The sequence below is a fragment of the Streptomyces sp. NPDC054849 genome (genome assembly GCF_053610945.1).
Genome location: NZ_JBSGZI010000028.1, coordinates 61,727 through 82,291, shown reverse-complemented (window position 1 = coordinate 82,291; position 20,565 = coordinate 61,727). Strand labels below are relative to the sequence as shown.

20 protein-coding genes are annotated in these 20,565 nt (G+C 71.0%); 17 read left to right on the top strand and 3 right to left on the bottom strand.

The window, feature by feature from the left end; genetic code table 11:
• Positions 1-267: 267 nt before the first annotated feature.
• The 8 genes from ACWGIF_RS15590 to ACWGIF_RS15555 all read left to right on the top strand — a co-directional run bounded on the left by ACWGIF_RS15590 (position 268) and on the right by ACWGIF_RS15555 (position 6,987).
• The gene (locus tag ACWGIF_RS15590) at positions 268-933 is read left to right on the top strand and encodes an HAD family hydrolase (protein WP_453496786.1); all 666 of its coding nucleotides are present in this window, start codon (positions 268-270) and stop codon (positions 931-933) included.
• A 43-nt stretch (positions 934-976) separates the two neighbouring features.
• On the top strand, positions 977-2,203 hold the full coding sequence (locus ACWGIF_RS15585; protein WP_453496783.1) for an MFS transporter: 1,227 nt from the start codon (positions 977-979) through the stop codon (positions 2,201-2,203).
• Complete coding sequence (locus tag ACWGIF_RS15580; protein WP_453496780.1) at positions 2,154-3,323, top strand: acetoin utilization protein AcuC; 1,170 nt, start codon at positions 2,154-2,156, stop codon at positions 3,321-3,323. The genes ACWGIF_RS15585 and ACWGIF_RS15580 overlap by 50 nt, the downstream gene beginning before the upstream one ends.
• Positions 3,324-3,445: 122 nt before the next feature.
• Entirely contained in the window at positions 3,446-4,276 is an 831-nt protein-coding gene (locus tag ACWGIF_RS15575; RefSeq protein WP_453496778.1) for a phosphatase, read from the top strand.
• Between the two features lie 114 nt (positions 4,277-4,390).
• Positions 4,391-4,600: a helix-turn-helix domain-containing protein gene (locus ACWGIF_RS15570; RefSeq protein ID WP_008738568.1), complete on the top strand. Its 210-nt coding sequence runs from the start codon at positions 4,391-4,393 to the stop codon at positions 4,598-4,600.
• 142 nt (positions 4,601-4,742) lie between these two features.
• Positions 4,743-4,841 carry a 30S ribosomal protein bS22 gene (locus tag ACWGIF_RS15565; protein WP_003948845.1) on the top strand — a complete coding sequence of 33 codons (99 nt, stop codon included), beginning with the start codon at positions 4,743-4,745 and terminating at the stop codon, positions 4,839-4,841.
• 95 nt (positions 4,842-4,936) lie between these two features.
• On the top strand, positions 4,937-6,010 hold the full coding sequence (locus tag ACWGIF_RS15560) for an NAD-dependent epimerase/dehydratase family protein (RefSeq protein WP_453496775.1): 1,074 nt from the start codon (positions 4,937-4,939) through the stop codon (positions 6,008-6,010).
• Complete coding sequence (locus ACWGIF_RS15555) at positions 6,010-6,987, top strand: lysophospholipid acyltransferase family protein (RefSeq protein WP_453496772.1); 978 nt, start codon at positions 6,010-6,012, stop codon at positions 6,985-6,987. Before ACWGIF_RS15560 ends, ACWGIF_RS15555 begins: the two co-directional genes overlap by 1 nt.
• 100 nt (positions 6,988-7,087) lie before the next feature.
• Here the strand turns inward: ACWGIF_RS15555 and ACWGIF_RS15550 are convergent, their stop codons facing one another.
• The 3 genes from ACWGIF_RS15550 to ACWGIF_RS15540 all read right to left on the bottom strand — a co-directional run bounded on the left by ACWGIF_RS15550 (position 7,088) and on the right by ACWGIF_RS15540 (position 10,711).
• Positions 7,088-8,290: a DUF5667 domain-containing protein gene (locus tag ACWGIF_RS15550; protein ID WP_453496769.1), complete on the bottom strand. Its 1,203-nt coding sequence runs from the start codon at positions 8,288-8,290 to the stop codon at positions 7,088-7,090.
• A gap of 232 nt (positions 8,291-8,522) precedes the next feature.
• Entirely contained in the window at positions 8,523-9,338 is an 816-nt protein-coding gene (locus tag ACWGIF_RS15545) for an ECF subfamily RNA polymerase sigma factor, BldN family (RefSeq protein ID WP_453496766.1), read from the bottom strand.
• A gap of 398 nt (positions 9,339-9,736) precedes the next feature.
• Entirely contained in the window at positions 9,737-10,711 is a 975-nt protein-coding gene (locus ACWGIF_RS15540; protein ID WP_453496763.1) for an HAD family hydrolase, read from the bottom strand.
• 106 nt (positions 10,712-10,817) lie between these two features.
• Between ACWGIF_RS15540 and ACWGIF_RS15535 the strand changes: the two genes are divergently transcribed.
• From ACWGIF_RS15535 to ACWGIF_RS15495, 9 genes are all read left to right on the top strand, one after another.
• Positions 10,818-11,096 carry a glutaredoxin family protein gene (locus ACWGIF_RS15535; RefSeq protein ID WP_453496760.1) on the top strand — a complete coding sequence of 93 codons (279 nt, stop codon included), beginning with the start codon at positions 10,818-10,820 and terminating at the stop codon, positions 11,094-11,096.
• Between the two features lie 272 nt (positions 11,097-11,368).
• The gene (locus tag ACWGIF_RS15530; RefSeq protein ID WP_453496757.1) at positions 11,369-12,178 is read left to right on the top strand and encodes a redox-sensing transcriptional repressor Rex; all 810 of its coding nucleotides are present in this window, start codon (positions 11,369-11,371) and stop codon (positions 12,176-12,178) included.
• Positions 12,175-13,920 (top strand): glutamyl-tRNA reductase, encoded by a 1,746-nt coding sequence (locus tag ACWGIF_RS15525; protein ID WP_453496754.1) that lies wholly within the window; start codon positions 12,175-12,177, stop codon positions 13,918-13,920. Before ACWGIF_RS15530 ends, ACWGIF_RS15525 begins: the two co-directional genes overlap by 4 nt.
• Complete coding sequence (gene hemC / locus ACWGIF_RS15520; RefSeq protein WP_453496751.1) at positions 13,917-14,885, top strand: hydroxymethylbilane synthase; 969 nt, start codon at positions 13,917-13,919, stop codon at positions 14,883-14,885. Before ACWGIF_RS15525 ends, hemC begins: the two co-directional genes overlap by 4 nt.
• Positions 14,882-16,549, top strand: a complete 1,668-nt coding sequence (locus tag ACWGIF_RS15515) for a uroporphyrinogen-III synthase (RefSeq protein ID WP_453496748.1) — start codon at positions 14,882-14,884, stop codon at positions 16,547-16,549. Before hemC ends, ACWGIF_RS15515 begins: the two co-directional genes overlap by 4 nt.
• Positions 16,550-16,867: 318 nt before the next feature.
• Entirely contained in the window at positions 16,868-17,869 is a 1,002-nt protein-coding gene (gene hemB, locus ACWGIF_RS15510) for a porphobilinogen synthase (RefSeq protein ID WP_453496745.1), read from the top strand.
• 172 nt (positions 17,870-18,041) lie between these two features.
• Entirely contained in the window at positions 18,042-18,428 is a 387-nt protein-coding gene (locus ACWGIF_RS15505) for a WXG100 family type VII secretion target (RefSeq protein ID WP_453496742.1), read from the top strand.
• 23 nt (positions 18,429-18,451) lie between these two features.
• On the top strand, positions 18,452-18,757 hold the full coding sequence (locus tag ACWGIF_RS15500) for a WXG100 family type VII secretion target (protein ID WP_453496740.1): 306 nt from the start codon (positions 18,452-18,454) through the stop codon (positions 18,755-18,757).
• A complete protein-coding gene (locus ACWGIF_RS15495) occupies positions 18,757-20,556 on the top strand; it encodes an RNase A-like domain-containing protein (protein ID WP_453496737.1) in 1,800 nt (599 codons plus the stop codon). Before ACWGIF_RS15500 ends, ACWGIF_RS15495 begins: the two co-directional genes overlap by 1 nt.
• Positions 20,557-20,565 lie beyond the last annotated feature (9 nt).

Below are 20,565 nucleotides of genomic sequence, written 5' to 3'. Positions count from 1 at the left end.
GGGACCCTGTGGGAGAGTAGGACGCCGCCGAACAATCATTGCGGGAAGCCCCGCACCAGACCTTTACCGGTCCGGTGCGGGGCTTTTCTGCGTTCCGGATCAGATGGCGTCCGCAGATCGGCACCCGCAGATCGGCACCCACAGATCGGGGACAAGCATCGGGGACAAGCATCGGGGACCCGGATCGGTGTGGGAGACGGACGACACGGAGGCCGGGGCGGGCACGGCGGAACCGCTCCGCATCCCTTTCCTCCGTAATGTGGGGGTATGGGCTACGACCTCGTCATCTTCGACAACGACGGCGTGCTGGTGGACAGCGAGCCGCTCGCCAACAGCATCCTCGCCGGGTACCTGACCGAGCTGGGGCACCCGACCACCTTCGAGGAATCGGTCCGCGACTACATGGGGTCCGCCGTACGCCGGGTGCACGAGCTCGTCGTCGAGCGGACCGGGGAGCAGTTGCCGGCCGACTTCGACGAAGTGCTGCACGAGCGGACCGTCGCCGCGTTCGAGCAGGAGCTGAAGCCTGTACCCGGCGTCGAGGAGGTGCTGGGGGCGCTGACCGCTCAAGGGGTCGGTTACTGCCTGGTCTCCTCCGGGAGTCACGAGCGGATCCGGGTCGGGCATCGGGTGGCCGGGCTCGACGGGTGGTTCGAAGAAGAGTGGATCTTCAGCGCCCAGGACGTGGGTCAGGGGAAGCCGGCTCCCGATCTGTACCTGCACGCAGCGCGGCAGATGGGCGTGGAGCCCGCCCGCTGCGTCGTCATCGAGGACAGCCCGCTCGGCCTCCAGGCCGCCATCGCCGCCGGCATGGACGTGTACGCGTTCACGGCCATGCTGCCCGCCGACCAGCTTCCCGGGGCCACCGGCTACTTCGGGGACATGAAGCAGCTCACCGGGCTGCTCGGGCTGGAGGCCGGACTCGGTATGTGATCTCTCTACCCACGGGTAGCCCGTGGCCCTACGCTGACGCGCCATGACGGATGATGTGCGGCTGCGGCGGGGCCGCGGCGCCCTGGGGTTCAGCTTCTTCGTGCAGGGTGTCGCCTTCGCGCTGCTCGTGACCCGGATCCCGGCCATCCAGGACCGGTACGGGATATCCGACGCGCTGCTGCCGGCCTTCCTCGCCGCCGTGCCGATCCTCGCGGGCGCGGCGAGCGTGGCCACCGAGCACCTGGTGAAGCGGGTCGCGCCGAGCGTGGTCCTGCGGTGGGCGCAGCCCGTCGTGCTGCTCGCCCTGCTGGGCGTCGGGGCCGGCAGTCAGATGTGGCACGTGGCGGTGGCCCTGGGCGTGTTCGGGCTGTCGGTGGGTGCGCTGGACGCCTCGATGAACATGCTGGGGGTGAGCCTGCAGCGGGCGTACGGACGCAGCATCATGCTGGGCTTCCACGCCGCGTACAGCCTCGGCGGGATCCTCGGGGCCTCGGCGGCCTGGGCGGGGGCGCACTGGCACCTGGGGCTGTTCGTCTCCTATCTGCCCGCCGTGGCCGTGCTGCTGCCCCTCGTCCTGCTGGGGAGCCGCCGGTACGTCGATCAGCAGGACGAGACGGTGGCCGAGAAGGGACTGGGGGCCGGGGGGTTCAAGCTGCTGCTGCCGTTCTGCCTGGTGATGGCGTGTGCGTACATCGGGGACTCGACCGTGGCGAACTGGAGTGCCAAATACCTCCAGGACGTGCTCGGCAGCTCGGAGCAGATGGCGACCGTCCCCTACAACGTCTACATGGTGACGACCCTCATCGGGCGGGCCGTCGGGGACCTGGGCGTGCGGCGCTTCGGTGCGGCGGCCGTGGTGCGGGGCGGGACGCTGGTCGCCGCCTGCGGGTTCGCCGTCGTGGCCGCGGCGCCGGGGGTGTGGACGGGGATGCTGGGCTTCACGCTGCTGGGGATCGGGCTGTGCGTGATCGTGCCGCAGACCTTCGCCGCCGCGGGGAGGCGCGCCTTCGAGCAGTACGGTCCGGGGGCCTCCGACACGGCCGTCGCGCGGCTGAACATCTTCAACTACGTCGGCTTCCTGATCGGGTCACCGCTCGTCGGGGGCATAGGCGACGCCTGGAGCTACCGGGGCGCGATGCTGGTGCCGATGGTGTTGGTCCTGGTGACGCTCCTCCATGCCCGCTCGTTCGGCTCGGACGGCGCCCGATACGGTGGCGGGCATGAGCGGCCGCGGGTTGTTGATGTGGGACGAGGCGGTAACGGGGTATGACTTCGGACCGAGCCATCCGATGGACCCGGTGCGCCTGGCGCTGACCATGGGTCTGGTGCGCGCCTTCGGGCTGGACCGGGCCGTGGAGGTACGGGCGGCCCCTGCGGCCGGGGACTCCACGCTGCGGCTCGTCCACCGGGAGGACTACGTCACCGCGGTGCGCGAGGTGTCGGGCGACCCCGAGACCGCCGACGGGTCGTACGGGCTGGGGACCATGGACGACCCGGCGTTCCACGGGATGCACGAGGCGTCCGCACTGATCGCCGGACAGTCCGTGGCGGGCGCGGAGGCGCTCTGGCGCGGGGAGGCGGAGCACGCCGTGAACTTCGCCGGCGGGCTGCACCACGCCATGCCGGGCGGGGCGGCCGGTTTCTGCGTGTACAACGACGCGGCGCTGGCCGTGGCGCGGCTGCTGGAACTGGGGGCCGAGCGGGTCGCCTACGTGGACGTGGACGTGCACCACGGGGACGGCGTGCAGGCTGCCTTCTGGAACGACCCGCGGGTGCTGACCATCTCCCTGCACGAGCATCCGCGGACGCTGTTCCCGCAGACCGGCTGGCCCGAGGAGACCGGAGGTCCGGCGGCGGAAGGCTCGGCGGTGAACATCGCGCTGCCCGCCGGGACGGGGGACGAGGGATGGCTGCGGGCCTTCCACGCCGTGGTGCCGGAGCTGCTGGCGGACTTCCGGCCGCAGGTGCTGGTGACCCAGCACGGGGCCGATACGCACTTCGAGGACCCGCTCGCGCACCTGGCTGTCTCGCTGGACGCCCAGCGGGCCGTCCAGGAGGCCTGCCACCGGCTCGCGCACGAGCACGCGGACGGGCGGTGGCTCGCGCTGGGCGGCGGCGGTTATGCGGTGGTGGACGTCGTACCGCGGTCGTGGACGCACCTGGTGGCGATCGCGGCGCACCGGCCGGTGGATCCGCAGGCGGCGGTCCCGGCTTCGTGGCGGGACGAGGTGTACGCGCGGACGCGGCAGTCGGCGCCGGCCCGGATGACGGACGGGCGGACTCCACAGTGGCGGGAATGGGACGCGGGCTACGACCCGGCGGACCGTACGGATCAGGCCGTTCTGGCGACCCGGCGGGCGGTCTTCCCGCTGCGCGGCATGCTGACCTGAACACCGGGCGCTTCCGGGCGGGCCGGCGAGGCCGCATCGGGGACTGATGCATCGTTACGCCAACTGTGGGGCTGTTCGCCTGAACTGATGACCCGCCAGGTGCGGTGGGGCAGCATCGGAGGGTGTTGAGCACCGGCGCGCTGCGTGCGCATCTGCTGGCCGCCCGGTTGGCCGGGCCCGTCGCCACCTCCCGGGAGGAGAGCCTGCGCAGTTACCGGCTGTTCGCGGCGCGCGACCCGCGGGTGATGCTGGGGCTCGATCCGGAGTGGGGCTGGGGCGAGGGTGATCTGCTGAGGCTGATGGCCGACAAGTGCGGGGTCTCGGCGGATCCGGCGCACGTCAGCGGGCCGGACGTGATCGACCCGGAGCGGACGGTGGCGGCGCTGGAGGCCTTCGCGGGGCGGCTGCGCGAGGCGGCGAGGGCGCGCTCGCCCGTGCTCTTCGGGACCGGCCACCCGCATCGGCTCCTGGGGTTCTACGCCGGATTGGCCGAGGCGATGTCGGCGGCGGGATGTGTTGTCCTCACCCCGGCGCAGGGGATGAGTGTCGACATGGCGACCCGGTTCGGCGTACGCACGTACTGCATCGAATACGTACGGGGGGTCGCACTGGTGCGGGAACCCGGCGTGCAGGCGCCGGGGAGTGCCACCGGCGTGCACACCCATTCGCCGCTCCCGGTACGGCTCGCTCTGGGGGCCCTCGCCGAGGCCGGCGGGCCGCTGCCGGACCTGGTGGTGGGGGATCACGGGTGGGTCTGCGGCGCAGGTCAGCTCGGTGTGGACGCGATCGGGCTGGCGGACACGGACGATCCCGCGCTGTTCGTCGGCGAGGCCGAGGGGCGGGTCTCGGTGGCCGTTCCGCTGGATGACGCGGTGCGAGCGGACTACTACCGACCGCTTACCCGCTATGTGCTCGGCCGGGCGAGTCTGACGGGGCGGCAGGAGTGGCCGTAGCTCCTCTTCCCCACTCGTATCACGCGCCCCTACTCTGGGGAGTGAGCGTGCGACGACGAGGAGTAACCGGAGGGGAAGCCGGTGCCCGTCATGCGCGGAAGGTCAAGGTGTGTCATGGCTGCTGGCGAGAGGCCTCTCAGCGAGGTTCAGTTCCTGACCGTGGCGGAGGTCGCCTCGGTGATGCGAGTGTCGAAGATGACCGTGTACCGGCTGGTGCACAACGGCCATCTGCCCGCAATCCGGGTGGGCCGGTCCTTCCGGGTCCCCGAGAACGCGGTTCACGAGTACCTCCGAGAGTCCTATGTGGGGGTGGAGTCGGCCTGAGACTGACGGACCCCGACGCCTTCGCAACCCGGGGGAAGCACTCGGATTACAGGCTCAGAGCTCGGGCGGGTAGGCTAGGCCGACGTAGGTCGTGTGGGCCCAGACGCCCCGCACCAGTGAAGAGAAGTGAGCGAGGGTAGTCGTGGGCTCTGTTATCAAGAAGCGGCGCAAGCGGATGGCTAAGAAGAAGCACCGCAAGCTGCTCAAGCGCACCCGCGTCCAGCGCCGTAACAAGAAGTAAACGGCAGCTGTACGTGTTTTCCGCAGCCCCTCCACCATCCTGGTGGAGGGGCTGTGGTGTAGCCGGGGGACTTCTTCTAGGGAGGCGCTGAGCTCGTGGGGAAGGTCGTACTCGTCACCGGGGCTGCCCGGCAGTTGGGCGGCCGCTTCGTGCGCCGGATCCAGCGTGACCCGGATGTCGAGCGGGTGATCGCGGTGGACGCGGTGACACCGCCGCACCGGCTCGGAGCGGCGGAATTCGTCCGAACGGACATCAGACAGTCGGCGATCGCCCGGGTATTGGCCGAGCACGCCGTGGACACGGTGGTCCATCTGGCGGTCACCGGAGGCAGTGCCGTCACCGGCGGGGCGCACAGCACCGTCAAGGAAACGAACGTCATCGGGACGATGCAGCTCCTCGGGGCGTGCCAGAAGTCGCCGACGGTGCGGCGGCTCGTGGTGAAGTCCAGCACGAGCGTGTACGGGGGCACTTCGCGGGATCCGGCCGTCTTCACCGAGACCACGGAGCCGAAGTCGCTGCCGGCGGGCGGCTTCGCCAAGGACGCCGCCGAGGTCGAGGGATACGTACGGGGCTTCGCGCGCAGGCGGCCGGACGTCGCGGTGTGCGTGCTGCGGTTCGCGAACATCCTGGGTCCCTTCGCGGACTCGGCGCTCGCCGAGTACTTCTCGATCCCCGTGATGCCGACCGTGCTGGGCTACGACCCGCGGCTGCAGTTCGTGCACGAGGACGATGTGCTCGAAGTGCTGCAGCTGGCGGCGAAGGAGCCGAGGCGCGGGACGCTGAACAGCGGGACCTTCAACATCGCGGGTGACGGCGTGTTGCTGCTGTCGCAGTGCTCGCGGCGGCTGGGGCGGCCCACGCTGCCGCTGTTGCTGCCGGCGCTGACCTGGGTGGGTTCCGCGCTGCGGACGGTCGGGGTCACCGACTTCTCGCCGGAGCAGATGAGGCTGCTCACGCACGGCCGGGTCGTGGAGACCACGCAGATGCGGGAAGTCCTCGGCTTCGAACCGCTGTACACGACCGCCGAGACCTTCGCGGACTTCGCGCGGAGCCGGGGGAACGGTCTGCTGCCCCCGGAGCGGGTCGGACGGGCCGTGGACCGGGTGGCGGCCATGCTGGACGCAGACGGGCCCAAGGACGACGTCGAGGCTGAAGGAGCGAAGCGATAGTGGCGGACGCCAAGGTCATTCCGTTCGACGAGGACCGGTCGCGCCGGCGGATGCCCCGCCGGGTGCGGGCGGTGGCCGATCCCGAGCCGGTGGTGGAGCCGCCGGCGGCTCCGCAGCGCCCTCCGGCGGAGCCCGGCGACAGCTGGGACCGGCGGATCGCGGGCGGGCTGGCGTTCCTGCGGCGGCGGGTCACCGGGGAGTACGAGGTCGACGACTTCGGCTACGACAAGGAGCTGACGGACCAGGTCCTCATGTCCCTGATGCGGCCGCTGTACGAGAAGTACTTCCGCGTCGAGGTCAGGGGCATCGAGAACATCCCGGCGGAGGGCGGCGCGCTGATCGTGGCGAACCACTCCGGGACGCTGCCGCTGGACGGGCTGATGCTCCAGGTCGCCGTGCACGACCACCACCCGGCGGAGCGGCACCTGCGCCTGCTGGCGGCGGATCTGGTGTTCATGCTGCCGGTGGTGAACGAGCTGGCCCGCAAGGCGGGACACACCCTGGCGTGCGCGGAGGACGCGCAGCGGCTGCTGGAGGCCGGGGAACTGGTCGGTGTGATGCCGGAGGGCTTCAAGGGGATAGGGAAGCCGTTCGGGGACCGGTACAGGCTGCAGCGGTTCGGCCGGGGCGGGTTCGTGTCCACGGCGCTGCGGGCGGGGACGCCGATCGTGCCGTGCTCGATCGTGGGGGCGGAGGAGATCTACCCCATGGTCGGCAACGCGAAGACACTGGCGCGGCTGCTGGGGATTCCCTACTTCCCGATCACGCCGACGTTTCCGTGGCTGGGGCCGTTGGGGGCGGTGCCGTTGCCGACGAAGTGGACGATCCAGTTCGGAGAGCCGATTCCCACCGACGGTTATGCGGCGGAGGCGGCGGAGGATCCGATGCTGATGTTCAACCTGACGGATCAGGTGCGGGAACAGATTCAGCACACGCTGTACAAGCTGCTCGTGCAGCGGAGGTCCGTGTTCTTCTGACCGTGGAACGCCGGGGCCTGTCGCCGGCACTTCACGGGCGGGATGGGGAAGAGGGGCAGGGCTGCCATGGGCAGCCCCGCCCCTCTTCTGCTCCGCTCTGCTACTCCGCGTCCTCCGCGTCGAGGCCCAGGCCCGGGAGGAGACCCGGGAGCAGGGGCGGGAGGGTGATGTCCGGCCCGGGCTTCTCCGGCGTGCCCGAGGAGGGCGGAGCCGACTGTCCCGTGGGCGGGTTGAGCAGGTCGCCCGTACCGCCCAGGAGGCCGCCGGCCGGTGGCCGGGTGCTGCCCGAGGGGGACGGCGCGGGGCTGCTGCCGGAGGGCGTGCCGGCGGCGGGGGCGGACTGCTGCGTCCCGCTGGGGGTGCCCGGCTTGGCGGAGGAGCCGGGCGTGCCGGTGCCGCGGGTCTGCTCCGGGGGCTTGGGGAGCAGGCTCTGGAGCGGCGCCACGTCTTCGTCTATGGCCTGGAAGACCGACTCCACCTCACCGCCCACGTCCGTGAGCTGCGCCGGGAGCCTCTCGCGGAGCTTGCCCCAGGCGTCGCGGTGGGAGCGGGAGAACGACGACAACGTCTGGATCGGGGCGAGCGAGCCGTCCCGTTCGTACGCGAGCTGGAGGAGCCGGTGGCCTTCCTCCGCGTCGTGTTTCACGCCCGCCAGTGCCCGGCGGATCTCGCCGAGGGACTCGTGGTCCAGGACGCCCGTCCGGCCTCGTTCCATCAGCCTGCGGGCTTCCGACAGGCGGTTCGAGGCCTGGTCGAGATAGAGCTCGCCCCGGTCCGAATCGTCGTCGGCCATCCCCAGCTTCAGGTCCTCCATGCCCCGCTTCACGGGGTAGAGGTGGTCACCCGGCAGGGCGTCGGAACTGGCAGCGGCCACTCCGCTGAAGGCCCCCGCGGCCACACCCACGGTGAGGCCGCCCGCTGCGATGCCCTTGGACCAGCGGGAGCGGGGCCGCAATTTCCGGAGCGGGGTCGCCCGGTGGGCGCCGCGGCCGGTCCGCTGTTCGGGCACCTGAGGGTCCGAGGCCGCACCACCCCCGGCCCTCTCCTCCAGCACCATGGTCTCCATGGCGGCAATGAGCTGGGCTCGTTGCACCACTTTGACCTCGGGGTCCAGCACTGGGCGCGGCATTCTTTCGCCGAGCACGCTCGCCAGGGCCAACAACCGGTCGTGGTCGGCAGGTTCGGCAGGTGCCTCGGACTGCTCGGCCGCCGGGTCCGGTTCCGAAAGCTCGGACGGGGTCCGATCCTCCAGGGCCTGGGCGAAGGCGTTCGCCCGCCGGTGCGGGGTCACGTTCGCGATCACTGGCGGCACCTCCTCTCGTCATGACGATCGACTCCCCAAGGTGTCCGGAAGGTTGCCTTCCTTGAGCGCATCCACACTTTCGAGTGAGCGGCTTCGGGCAAAGCGTGTCCACAGGGAGCCTGCATTCCGCACAACGAGCGTCGCGGCACTTGGGTTACGGACGAAGGATGATCGGACCACAGCGTCATCGAGGGGTCACCGAATGTGAGGTCGTGTAGGTCTTGTCGGACCGTCAGCGGGCATCGTCGGGAAGGAGGCGGGCCAGCGTGCGGACCGCCCGGTACTGGAGCGTCTTGATGGCGCCCTCGTTCTTCCCCATCACCCGGGCCGTCTCGGCGACCGAGAGGCCCTGCAGGAAGCGCAGGGTCACGCACTCCTGCTGCTGCGGATTGAGTTTGCGTACGGCCTCCAGCAGGGCCGCGTTGGAGAGGGACTCCAGGACGGAGTCCTCGGGGCTGCGCTCGACCTCGTTCGCGTCGAGCATCTCGCCGGTGGTGACCTCCAGCCGGAAGCGGCTGGACTTGAAGTGGTCCGCCACCAGGTTGCGGGCGATCGTCACGAGCCAGGCGCCGAAGTCGCGGCCCTGCCAGGTGAAGGTGGAGATCCGGCGCAGCGCACGCAGGAAGGTCTCGCTGGTGAGATCCTCCGCCGTCGCCTTGCTGCCGACGCGGTAGTAGATGTACCGGTAGACCGTGTCGCTGTACTGGTCGTACAGGCGGCCGAAGGCGTCGGCCTCGCCCGCCTGGGCGCGTTCGACCAGGTCCATCATGCGGGCCTGGTCGCTGTCCGCCGTGGGGCGGCGGTGGGTGGCCTGGGTGCTCGTGCCGGCGGCGCCGTTCGAGCCCCCGGCCGCGCGGCCTCGTCTGCCCACCGTCGCGCCGCCGTCGGTCAGGGCATAACAAGGACCGGCCGGGCCGAGGCCGGCCGGGGCCGCGCCGGCGAGGGCGGGGACGGCGTACGCGGTGGGGACGAAGCCACGCAGGTGGTCGAGGACCGTTGCGCGCAGCTGAGCCAGGCCCGAGGCGTCAACCCCGACAGGTGGGTACACGGGACTCCCAGAGGCAGAGCTTCCATCACGTGCAGTGCGGGACCGTTCACCCGTCGTGGCGACAGATGGCCGGTGGCATGCGTTTGAGGAGAATAACGCTTCGTACAGGCAGCGCTACACCCAGTTGCTCAAATCACCGCTTCCGACACTTCTGTTGCGTGTCGAGGGCATATTCAGTCGCACTTGGTGATCGTTTCTTGATCGCTTCAGTGCGCGGAATGGACGCTTCCAAGGGGGCTCGCGACCGGGTCGGGCATGCGTGAGTGCCCCGCCGAATGGGGGGTGAGGCTGGGGAGATGCCCCGGGCGGGCGGGGCGGAAACGCGCGGGAAACCGCCCCCCGGGGGCTGTCCCGGAGGGTTGCGGCGCTGGCGGAGGCCGGTGCGGGGCCCGGCGTTGCTACCTGCGGCGGCGGTGCAGGGCGATGGCCGCGGCCGCGCCGCCCGCGATCGCGCCGACCCCGGCGGCGGCCGGGACGCCGACCTTCACGGCCTTGCGGCCGGTCCGATAGTCGCGCAGCCGCCAGTCGTTGATCCGGGCATGCTTGCGCAGTTTTGTGTCGGGATTGATCGCGTACGGATGTCCGACCAGTGACAGCATCGGGATGTCGTTGTGCGAATCGCTGTACGCGGCGCAGCGTTCGAGATCCAGCCCCTCGGCGGCGGCCAGGGCGCGGACGGCCTCCGCCTTGGCGGGGCCGTGCAGCGGCTCGCCGACCAGGCGGCCGGTGTAGACGCCGTCGACCGACTCGGCGACGGTGCCCAGGGCTCCGGTCAGGCCGAGGCGCCGGGCGATGATCGTGGCCGTCTCCACGGGGGCGGCGGTGACCAGCCACACCTTCTGGCCGGCGTCGAGGTGGGCCTGGGCCAGGGCGCGGGTGCCCGGCCAGATCCGCTCGGCCATGTACTCGTCGTAGATCTCCTCGCCGATGGCCATCAGTTCGGAGACCTTGTGGCCCTTGACGATGGACAGGGCGCTGTCGCGGGCGTCCTGCATGTGCTCGGGGTCCTCGACCCCGGCGAGCCGGAACCAGGCCTGCTGCCAGGCGAATCGGGCGAGCTCGCGGCGGCGGAAGAACTCCCGCTTGTAGAGGCCGCGGCCGAAGTGGAAGATCGCGGCGCCCTGCATGACGGTGTTGTCGAGGTCGAAGAACGCGGCGGCGAGATCGTCGCCGGCGACCGGGAAGGCCGGCTCGGCCGGTCGCTCCTCCGGTCGTTCCTCGAGGAGGGTCCCGGGTTCGGCTCCGGGGCTGGTGAGCGGTGGGGCCTCGGCCAGCGCGGTCTTGCGGGCGGCCTCGGCCGAGGCCTCGCCCGCCAGCACACTGCGTGCGGTGGCGGAGCGCCTGCGAGGGGGGAGCCATCCGAGAGCGGCCATGACGCGAGCATAGCCACTGTGTTCGGGAGTTCCCGAACCGATGGGATGCGGAGGCGTGAACTCTGCGGGGCGGCGCTGTTACGCGAAGGCGCGGGAGAATGAGGGCATGAGCCCTTTGTTGCGCCGTAAGGAAAAGAAGCGTCCCGGTGAGCGGATGGTGACGCTCATCGGGAAGCCGGAGTGCCACCTGTGCGATGCGGCGGAGGAGGTCGTCGCGAAGGTGTGCGCCGAGACGGGTGCACAGTGGGAGAAGAAGGACATCTCGCAGGACGAGGAGCTGTACCGGCTGTACTGGGAACAGATTCCGGTGGTGCTGGTGGACGGCGAGCAGCACACCTTCTGGAGGGTGAACCCGGACCGGCTCCGGCGGGCGCTGAGGGACTGACCCTCTTCCCGCTTACCGTCATGGGCGATTTGTGGGGTCTGGGGGCGTATCTGTGAGGAGTGTGCACGGTTTTGCCCCCTTTCGGATTTGAACGGGTTCGGCGTGCCGTTGGTTCCGGCTCCGCGCGGCGAGGTTGCGTGACCCCGGTCACTTTGGGCGGACAAAGCGGACACAATCTTTGTGCACGCGTTCACAAAGGCATAGCCTGCTGTCGACGGGGCGGTCCTGGGACAAGAGGCCGCCTGCAGCCCCGCTCATCCCGCAGGAGCATCGTGGCAACTGGCCGAACTCACCGACCGGCGACCCGCAGCCGAGGTATTCCCGAGGCCACTGTCGCCCGGCTTCCGCTGTACTTGCGTGCCCTCACCGCGCTCTCCGAGCGATCGGTGCCCACGGTGTCCTCCGAGGAGCTCGCGGCCGCGGCCGGAGTCAACTCCGCGAAGCTGCGCAAAGACTTCTCGTACCTGGGTTCCTACGGCACCCGCGGCGTCGGCTACGACGTCGAGTACCTCGTCTACCAGATCTCCCGCGAGCTCGGCCTGACCCAGGACTGGCCGGTCGTCATCGTCGGCATCGGCAACCTCGGCGCCGCCCTCGCCAACTACGGCGGATTCGCGTCGCGCGGTTTCCGTGTGGCCGCGCTGATCGACGCCGACCCGGCGATGGCCGGCAAGCCTGTGGCCGGGATGCCCGTTCAGCACACCGATGACCTCGAGAAGATCATCGAGGAGAACGGCGTCTCGATCGGCGTCATCGCGACGCCGGCGGGCGCGGCCCAGCAGGTCAGCGAGCGGCTGATCGCGGCCGGTGTGACCTCCATCCTGAACTTCGCGCCCACCGTGCTGTCCGTGCCCGACGGCGTGGACGTGCGCAAGGTCGACCTCTCCATCGAGCTCCAGATCCTGGCGTTCCACGAGCAGCGCAAGGCCGGCGAGGAAGCGGCAGCCGCCGCTGCCGCCGGCAGCTCCTCCGTTGGCGGCGCCGCACCCGCCGCGGCCGTGGTGCCGCCGGCCGGGCGGGCCACCGCCGTCGCGCGCAAGGGCAACCCGGAGGGTGACGTGCCGGCGGTGATGCCGGCATGAGTCTGCTCGTCGTAGGGCTGAGCCACCGCAGCGCACCGGTGAGCGTGCTGGAACGCGCCTCGCTGTCCACCGACGCCAAGGTGAAGCTGCTGCACGACACCCTCGCCGCCGAGCCGGCGACGGAGGCGGCCGTGCTCGCCACGTGCAACCGGATCGAGCTGTACGCGGACGTGGACAAGTTCCACGCCGGCGTCGCCGAGCTGTCCACGCTGCTGGCGCAGCACAGTGGCGTCGCGCTGGAGGAGCTCACCCCCTACCTTTACGTGCACTATGAGGACCGGGCGGTGCACCACCTGTTCTCGGTCGCGTGCGGCCTGGACTCGATGGTCGTGGGCGAGGGGCAGATCCTCGGCCAGATCAAGGACGCGCTGGCGCTGGGGCAGGAACTGCACACCGCGGGCCGACTGATCAACGACCTGTTCCAGCAGGCGCTGCGGGTCGGCAAGCGGGCGCACTCCGAGACCGGCATCGACCGCGCGGGCCAGTCGCTGGTGACCTTCGGGCTGGAGCAGCTCGCGGTGCGCACGCCGGTGGCGCAGTGGGCCGTGGGCAAGCGGGCGCTCGTGATCGGCGCCGGGTCGATGTCGTCACTCGCGGCGGCGACGCTGGCGCGGGTCGGCTTCGCCGAGATCGTGGTGGCGAACCGGACCGCCGAGCGGGCGGAGCGACTGGCGGAGATTCTGGTTGCCTCGGGCACCGGGGTGTCGGCCTCGGCCGTGGCGATGTCCACTGTCGCCGATGAGCTGACACGAGTCGATGTGGTCGTGTCCTGCACGGGTGCGACCGGGCTGGTGCTGACCGCCGACGACGTGCTCGGCGCCGTGTCCTGGGGCGCCGCCGGTGGCGCAGCCCCGGCGGGACGAGAGGAGGCCGGGGCTGCGCCCCAGGCCACCGCGGGGCTCCTTCCCCGAACCCCCGCGCCTCGAACGCCGGCGGGGCCGGATACGGCTGCGTCGGCCTCGGCGGAGGTGGATGCGGCCGTCATCGCGCGGCTTGCCGTCGCTGCTCGGGACGGAGGCCGGCTGGCCGACGCCGGGGCTGCGCGGACCATCAGTGCCGCCGTGGAGGCCGACGGGTGCCCCGTGGGGCCCGACGGGCGGGCCGCGCTCACCGGGGTCGACGCCAACTCCCTCGAACTGCACGGGACCTGGGCCGACCAGGGCGAGGCAGCCGCGCAGCGCCAGCCCCGCAAAACCGCCCGTACCCGGACCGACGCGACGGCCGTCCGGCTCGCGCTGCTCGACCTGGCCATGCCCAGGGACATCGACGCGGCCGTGCACCGGATCCCGGGCGTACGGCTCGTGGACATCGAGTCGCTCGCGGAGGCGTCCGCGGACGCCCCGATGGCGGCCGACGTCGACGCCGTGCGCGGCATAGTCGCCGAGGAGGTGGCCGCCTTCGGGGCGGCGCAGCGGGCCGCACACATCACGCCCACCGTCGTCGCCCTGCGGGCCATGGCGGCCGAGGTCGTGGCCATGGAAGTGGCGCGGCTCGACGGGCGGCTGCCCGACCTCGACGAACGGCAGCGCGCCGAGGTGACCCAGACCGTGCGCCGCGTCGTGGACAAACTCCTCCACGCGCCGACCGTGCGCGTCAAGCAGCTCGCGAGCGAGCCCGGCGGCGCCGGGTACGCGGACGCACTGCGCGAACTCTTCGACCTCGACCCTCAGACGGTAGCTTCCGTCAGCCGGGCGGACGCGGCCGATCCGATGAACGACGACGACCCAGGACGGGCATCATGAACACACGTCCCGACCAGCCGCTGCGGCTCGGTACGCGGCGGAGCAAGCTGGCCATGTCCCAGTCGGGGCACGTCGCCGACGCGGTACGGGCGATCACCGGCCGGGCCGTCGAGCTCGTGGAGATCACGACGTACGGCGACGTGTCGCGCGAGCACCTCGCGCAGATCGGCGGGACGGGCGTGTTCGTCACCGCCTTGCGCGACGCGCTGATGCGGGGCGAGGTCGACTTCGCCGTGCACTCGCTGAAGGACCTGCCGACCGCGCAGCCCGACGACCTCGTGATCGCGGCCATGCCGCGCCGCGAGGACGCGCGGGACGCGCTCGTCGCGCGGGACGGCATGACATTCGAGCAGCTGCCCGACGGTGCCCGCATCGGCACCGGGTCCCCGCGGCGCACGGCCCAGCTCAACCACCTGGCGCTGTCGCTCGGCAAGCGGATCGAGACGGTGCCGATCCGCGGCAACGTCGACACCCGCATCGGCTTCGTCCACGACGGCGAACTCGACGCCGTCGTGCTGGCGGCCGCCGGCCTGAACCGGATCGGCCGCGGTGACGAGGCGACCGACCTGCTGTCCGTCGACAGCGTCCTGCCGGCTCCCGGCCAGGGCGCCCTGGCCGTGGAGTGCCTCGCGTCCGACACGGACCTCGTCGCCGCACTCGGCGAACTCGACGACCCGTACACCCGGGCCGCTGTGACCGCCGAGCGTTCCCTGCTCGCCGCCCTGGAGGCCGGATGCAGCGCCCCCGTGGGCGCGTTCGCCGACCTGCTGGCCGACGGACAAGTTGTCAATGAAATGCGCCTGCGCGGCGTCGTCGGAACCCTCGACGGCACGACGCTGGTGCAGCTGTCCACCACCGGTCCCGTGCCCCAGTCGTATGACGAGGCCATGTCTCTCGGTCGCGAACTCGCGGACGAGATGCTGGCCAAGGGCGCGGCCGGTCTTATGGGGGAGCGATCGCTTTGAACCCCTCAAGTCCGACCACCTCCGCTTTTCCGGCCGTCGCCGCCCACGGACGCGTCACCTTCCTCGGTGCCGGCCCGGGCGACCCGGGTCTGCTGACGCTGCGCGCCGTCGAGGCGCTCGCCGCCGCGGACGTACTGATCGCGGAGCCCGAGGTGCTCGAGGTCGTACGGACGCATGCGCGTGCGGGTGTCGACACGCCGCAGCTGACGATTGCTGACGAAATGTCAGCAGCCGCCGGGGTCCCGGTGATCCGTGACGCAGCCAATCTTGTCATGGAGGCCGCACGCTCCGGCAGGCGGGTCGTGCGTGCCGTCACGGGCGACCCCGGGCTCGACGGCAACGCGGCCGAGGAAATGCTCGTCTGCGCCACCGCCGGCATCCCCTTCGAGGTGGTGCCCGGCATCGCGACCGCGGTGGGCGTGCCCGCGTACGCCGGCGTCCCGCTGCGCGACAAGCAGGGTGCGGACGTCCGGTTCGTCGACGCGAAGACCGCCTCGGCGCGCTGCTGGAGCGAGGTGGGGGCGAGCGACGGGATCCTCGTCGTCTCCGCGACGCTGGAGACGGTCTCGGCTGCCGCCACCGAGCTGGTCGGCGCCGGGCGCAAGCCCGACACCCCGCTGACCGTCACCGTCGCCGGCACCACCACCCGGCAGCGGACCTGGAGCGCGACGCTGGGCACCATCGCGCAGGTGTTCAAGCAGGGCAAGGTGCTCCCCTCGCCCGAGGGCGCCCGGCCCGTCATAGCCGTGGTCGGTGAGCACAGCGCCGCCGCGCGGCGCGAGGAGCTGGCCTGGTTCGAGTCGAAGCCGCTGTTCGGCTGGCGGGTCCTCGTGCCGCGCACCAAGGAGCAGGCCGCCTCGCTCTCCGACCAGTTGCGTTCCTACGGCGCGGTGCCGCACGAGGTGCCGACCATCGCCGTGGAGCCGCCGCGCACCCCGCAGCAGATGGAGCGCGCGGTGAAGGGCCTGGTGACGGGCCGCTACGAGTGGATCGCCTTCACCTCGGTCAACGCCGTGAAGGCCGTCCGCGAGAAGTTCGAGGAGTACGGGCTCGACGCGCGCGCCTTCGCGGGCATCAAGGTCGCCGCGGTGGGCGAGCAGACCGCGGCCTCGCTCGTGGAGTTCGGCGTGAAGCCGGACCTGGTGCCGAGCGGTGAGCAGTCCGCGGCCGGACTCCTGGAGGACTGGCCGCCGTACGACCCGGTCTTCGACCCGATCGACCGCGTGTTCCTGCCGCGCGCCGACATCGCGACCGAGACGCTGGTCGCCGGGCTGATCGAGCTCGGGTGGGAGGTCGACGACGTCACCGCCTACCGGACCGTGCGCGCTTCGCCGCCGCCGGCGGACACCCGCGAGGCGATCAAGGGCGGCGGCTTCGACGCCGTGCTCTTCACGTCCTCGTCGACCGTGCGGAACCTGGTCGGCATCGCGGGCAAGCCGCACAACGTGACCGTCATCGCCTGTATCGGGCCGGCGACGGCCAAGACGGCGGAGGAGCACGGGCTGCGCGTGGACGTGCTGTCGCCGGAGCCGAGCGTGGGCAAGCTGGCGGAGGCCCTCGCCGAGTACGGTGCGGCGCGCCGCGAGGCGGCCAAGGAGGCCGGCGAGACGGTGTTCCGGCCGAGCGAGCGCAGGCCGGGGGCGCGGCGTCGTCGCACCACCTAGGGGTGCGCTGAGCAGTACGAGGGCGGGGTCAGGCGCTGGTGCGCCGGGCCCCGCCCTCGTTTTGGCCGGGGGTGGTCGCAGGGGTGGGGCCCGGCGCGCGCCGTGGCGTCTCCTCGGGCGCCGAACCCGGCGGGCCGGGGCACCTTGCGTTCGGCGCCCTGCGGGGAGCGCCCCGACACACACACGGCCCCGCCGGAGCCGCCCCGGGCCACACGACCGTGCCGCAGCCGCGCCGGAGCCGCCCCGGGGGGCCGGGCGCAGGCTGTCGGCCCCTACGCTTGTTCCGACTGTTCTCGATGCTCGAAGAGGCGACTGAAGATGAGCACGTACGGATCCTTCCCCGGCTCGCGGCCCCGCCGGCTGCGCACCACCCCGGCGATGCGGCGGATGGTCGCGGAGAACCGGCTGCACCCCTCGGACCTGATCCTCCCCGCGTTCGTACGGGAGGGGATCAGCGAGCCCCTGGCGATCTCCGCGATGCCGGGCGTCGTCCAGCACACCCGGGACACGCTGCGGAAGGCCGCCGTGGAAGCGGTCGAGGCGGGGGTATCGGGGATCATGCTGTTCGGCGTGCCGGCCGACGAGAACAAGGATGCGCTGGGCACGGCGGGCACCGAGCCGGACGGAATCCTGCAGGTCGCGATCCGCGATGTGAAGGCCGAGGTCGGGGACGACCTGGTGATCATGTCGGACCTGTGCCTGGACGAGTACACGGACCACGGGCACTGCGGGGTCCTCGACGAGCACGGGCGCGTCGACAACGACGCGACGCTGGAGCGGTACGCCGAGATGGCCCAGGTCCAGGCGGACGCGGGCGTCCACGTGGTCGGCCCCAGCGGGATGATGGACGGGCAGGTCGGCGTCATCCGTGACGCGCTGGACGAGACCGGGCACGAGGACGTGTCGATCCTGGCGTACACCGCGAAGTACTCGTCCGCCTTCTACGGTCCCTTCCGGGAGGCCGTCGCCTCCTCGCTGCAGGGCGACCGCAAGACGTACCAGCAGGACCCGGCGAACGCCCGCGAGTCCCTGCGGGAGCTGGCCCTCGACCTGGAGGAGGGCGCCGACATGGTGATGGTCAAGCCGGCCGGCCCCTACCTCGACATCCTTTACCGGGTCGCGCAGGCGGTGGACGTTCCGGTGGCGGCGTACCAGATCAGCGGGGAGTTCGCGATGATCGAGGCGGCGGCGGAGAAGGGCTGGATCGAGCGCGACCGGGCCGTTCTGGAGACCCTGCTGGGCATCAAGCGGGCGGGCGCCGACACGATCCTCACCTACTGGGCGACCGAGGTCGCGGGCTGGCTGCGCGAGACCCGCTGACGGTTGCGCTGAACGCGCGGGGGCGGTGGGCGGTGTCCGGGGTCATGGTGCAGTGAACTCTGTTACGAAAAACCGAACATGGGTGCGTGTGTTCAGGCGCACCGCTCGCTGACCTGCGAAACTCTTGGGCGTGCGTACGTATTTGGTACGGCAGCGTCGAAGAGGGGTGGACATGCAGGACGGCGATCTCAGGGTCTCGGAGGATGGCCTCACCAAGCTCGCGGATGATCTCGACCAGATGCAGGGGCATCTGGAGCGGCAGATCCGCGACATGGACCGGGTGGTCGACAGCATCGCGGCGGGCTGGCAGGGGCCCACGGCCACGGCGTACCGCGCCCTGCACCGGGGGGCCGCCGAGGACGCCGTGCGGATCCGGCAGGTGCTCTCCCTCCTCGAACAGGCGACCAGGGCCTCCCGCGACGGCTTCACGGCCCAAGAGCTGGAGGTCCTGGCCGCGTTCAGGCGCGTCCAGAGCCAGGAGGACGTGTCCGCGTCCGCCGAGGAACTGACCGTGCCGGACCAGCCGGCCGCCCCGCAAAGCCGTCTGCAGGACATCTGAGAGCAGCAAGGAACAGCATCACCATGTCGGACGACGACCGGATAACCGTCGATTTCGCCACCCTGCAGCGCCTGTCGGGGGATCTGGAGGAGATCCTCAAGGACCTCAACGAGAAGCTGGAACTGCTCTACGAGCGTGCCAAGAAGGCCGTTGTGAGCTGGGACGGCGAGGCCCGCGAAGCCTTCATCGACGAGCTGGACAAGTGGGACCGCTCGGCCCAGGACCTCAAGGCCGCGCAGGCCTGGCTGCACGAGGTCGTGGTCAAGGGTCACCTCAACTACGCCGCGGCGAACAGGTCCGTGCTCCAGGGCTGGGGAGGCGGCGCCTGATGGCCGGATCCACTCCGGGCCCCACCCCGGCGCCGCCCGCCGGAGGCGGCACCATCGACGTCAAGCCGTCGAGCCTGTGGACCGTCTCCGGCCGGGTCGCCGGTCAGCAGGACCCCATGATGCGCGGCGGGAACACGCTCGTGCAGGAGCTGCAGAAGTACCCGGACGCCGGCGGGGCGGGCACCAGCGCCGAGAAGTTCGCGCAGGCCTACAAGAAGATAGGCAACCGCTGGCTGGAGGTGTTGGGCAAGAGCGTGGTCAGCATCGGCGGTGTCGCCGTCGGCTTCACGGAGACCGCCAACGCCTACACCAAGGCCGATGCGGCGGCCCACCCGAAGCCGGGACAGGCCCCGGAGCAGCGCCCGTTGCCCACGGTCATCGACAAGGACCCCAAGTTCGCCAGCGTCCCCGACATCAAGTGGGGTGACGACGACGGCGGTGACGACCTGATCCGCGGCGCGATGGAGGGCATACCGGAGATCATCCGGGACGTCCTGCAGCCCGTCGCAAAGCACGTCTTCCGCGTCGGCAAGGTGGCGGACGTCCACCCCTTCCCGCAGCAGCACTACCTCAACTCGCACTGCCACAGCTGGATGAACGCCTCGACCGTCCCGGGCAACACGGCGGCCGAGCTGACGATGATCATCGGTACGATCACCAACCACCAGAAGGCCGACTGGGAAGCCGCCATGCGGACGTTCTGCAGCGCGCTGTGGGGCGCGACGGACTGGGGTCAGTCCGGTCCGTCCCGGCACGGCTACCAGTGGGCGCACACCACCCCGCCGCCCGGGACGCGGACGGCCACGGGCAGTCAGCCGGTGATGAGCGTCCTGAACGACGTGGCGGTCAAGATCAGCGACTGTCTGCTCGAGTACGCGGAAGCGGCCGTCGAGCTGAACCACGACGTCTTCGAGGAGCTCAAGCGGGCCATGAGGGAGGCCGCCACGAGCATCCTCGACGACCTGGAGAAGGCCAAGGAGAAGCCCAGCCTCAAGAGCATCGCCGGCGCGGTCACCAGCGTGGCCAGCGGGATCGGTGGGGCCGCCGGCCTCCTGCTGAAGTTCGACGTCAACACGGTCCTGAAGCTGGACAAGGCCAAGCTCAACCGGATCGTGGACAAGTACACCGGCATCGTGGACGGTCTCACCACGCGCATGGAAGCGCTCGAGGGCGTCCTGAACGAAGCGCACATGAGCGCCCCGAAGTTCGAGGCCGGCGTCGCCCGCGCCCACGGCTTCGGCGCCCGGTCCCTGGAGGACTTCAAGACCACCTCGCAGACCTGGCTGAAGATCGACTCGGCCACCGGCAAGTACGTGCTGGACCTGGCCGCCAACGAGTACATGGCGGACGGCCACACGCTGGACAAGCACGTGGGCAAGACGGACGAGCAGCTGGTGCAGCGCCTGCGCGACCAGCAGGTGGCCGGCCCGACCGCCGCCTGGCCGCACGGCAAGCCGAGGCCGAGTGGCTCCTCTGCCTTTCCGAACTACCAGCGGGCGCAGGAACTCACCCAGTACAACCTCAACCAGAAGGCCGGGGAGATCGAGGCCTGGATCAAGGGGCCGCCGCCACCTGCAGACGGCGCAGTGAAGTCCTTCACGGGGACGGCGCCCCCCGGTGAGACCAGCGGCCGCAGCGTGAGCAAGCAGCCGACCAACCCTGCCGATCCGCTGTCCGGATTCAAGCAGGGCGGCATGCAAGCCAAGGTGGAGGACGTGACGGGCATCGACACGAGGATCAAGTACGACAGCAGCCGCAATCCTCCGTTCACCGTCATGACGTCCATGCCCAGCAAGTGAGAAAGGCCC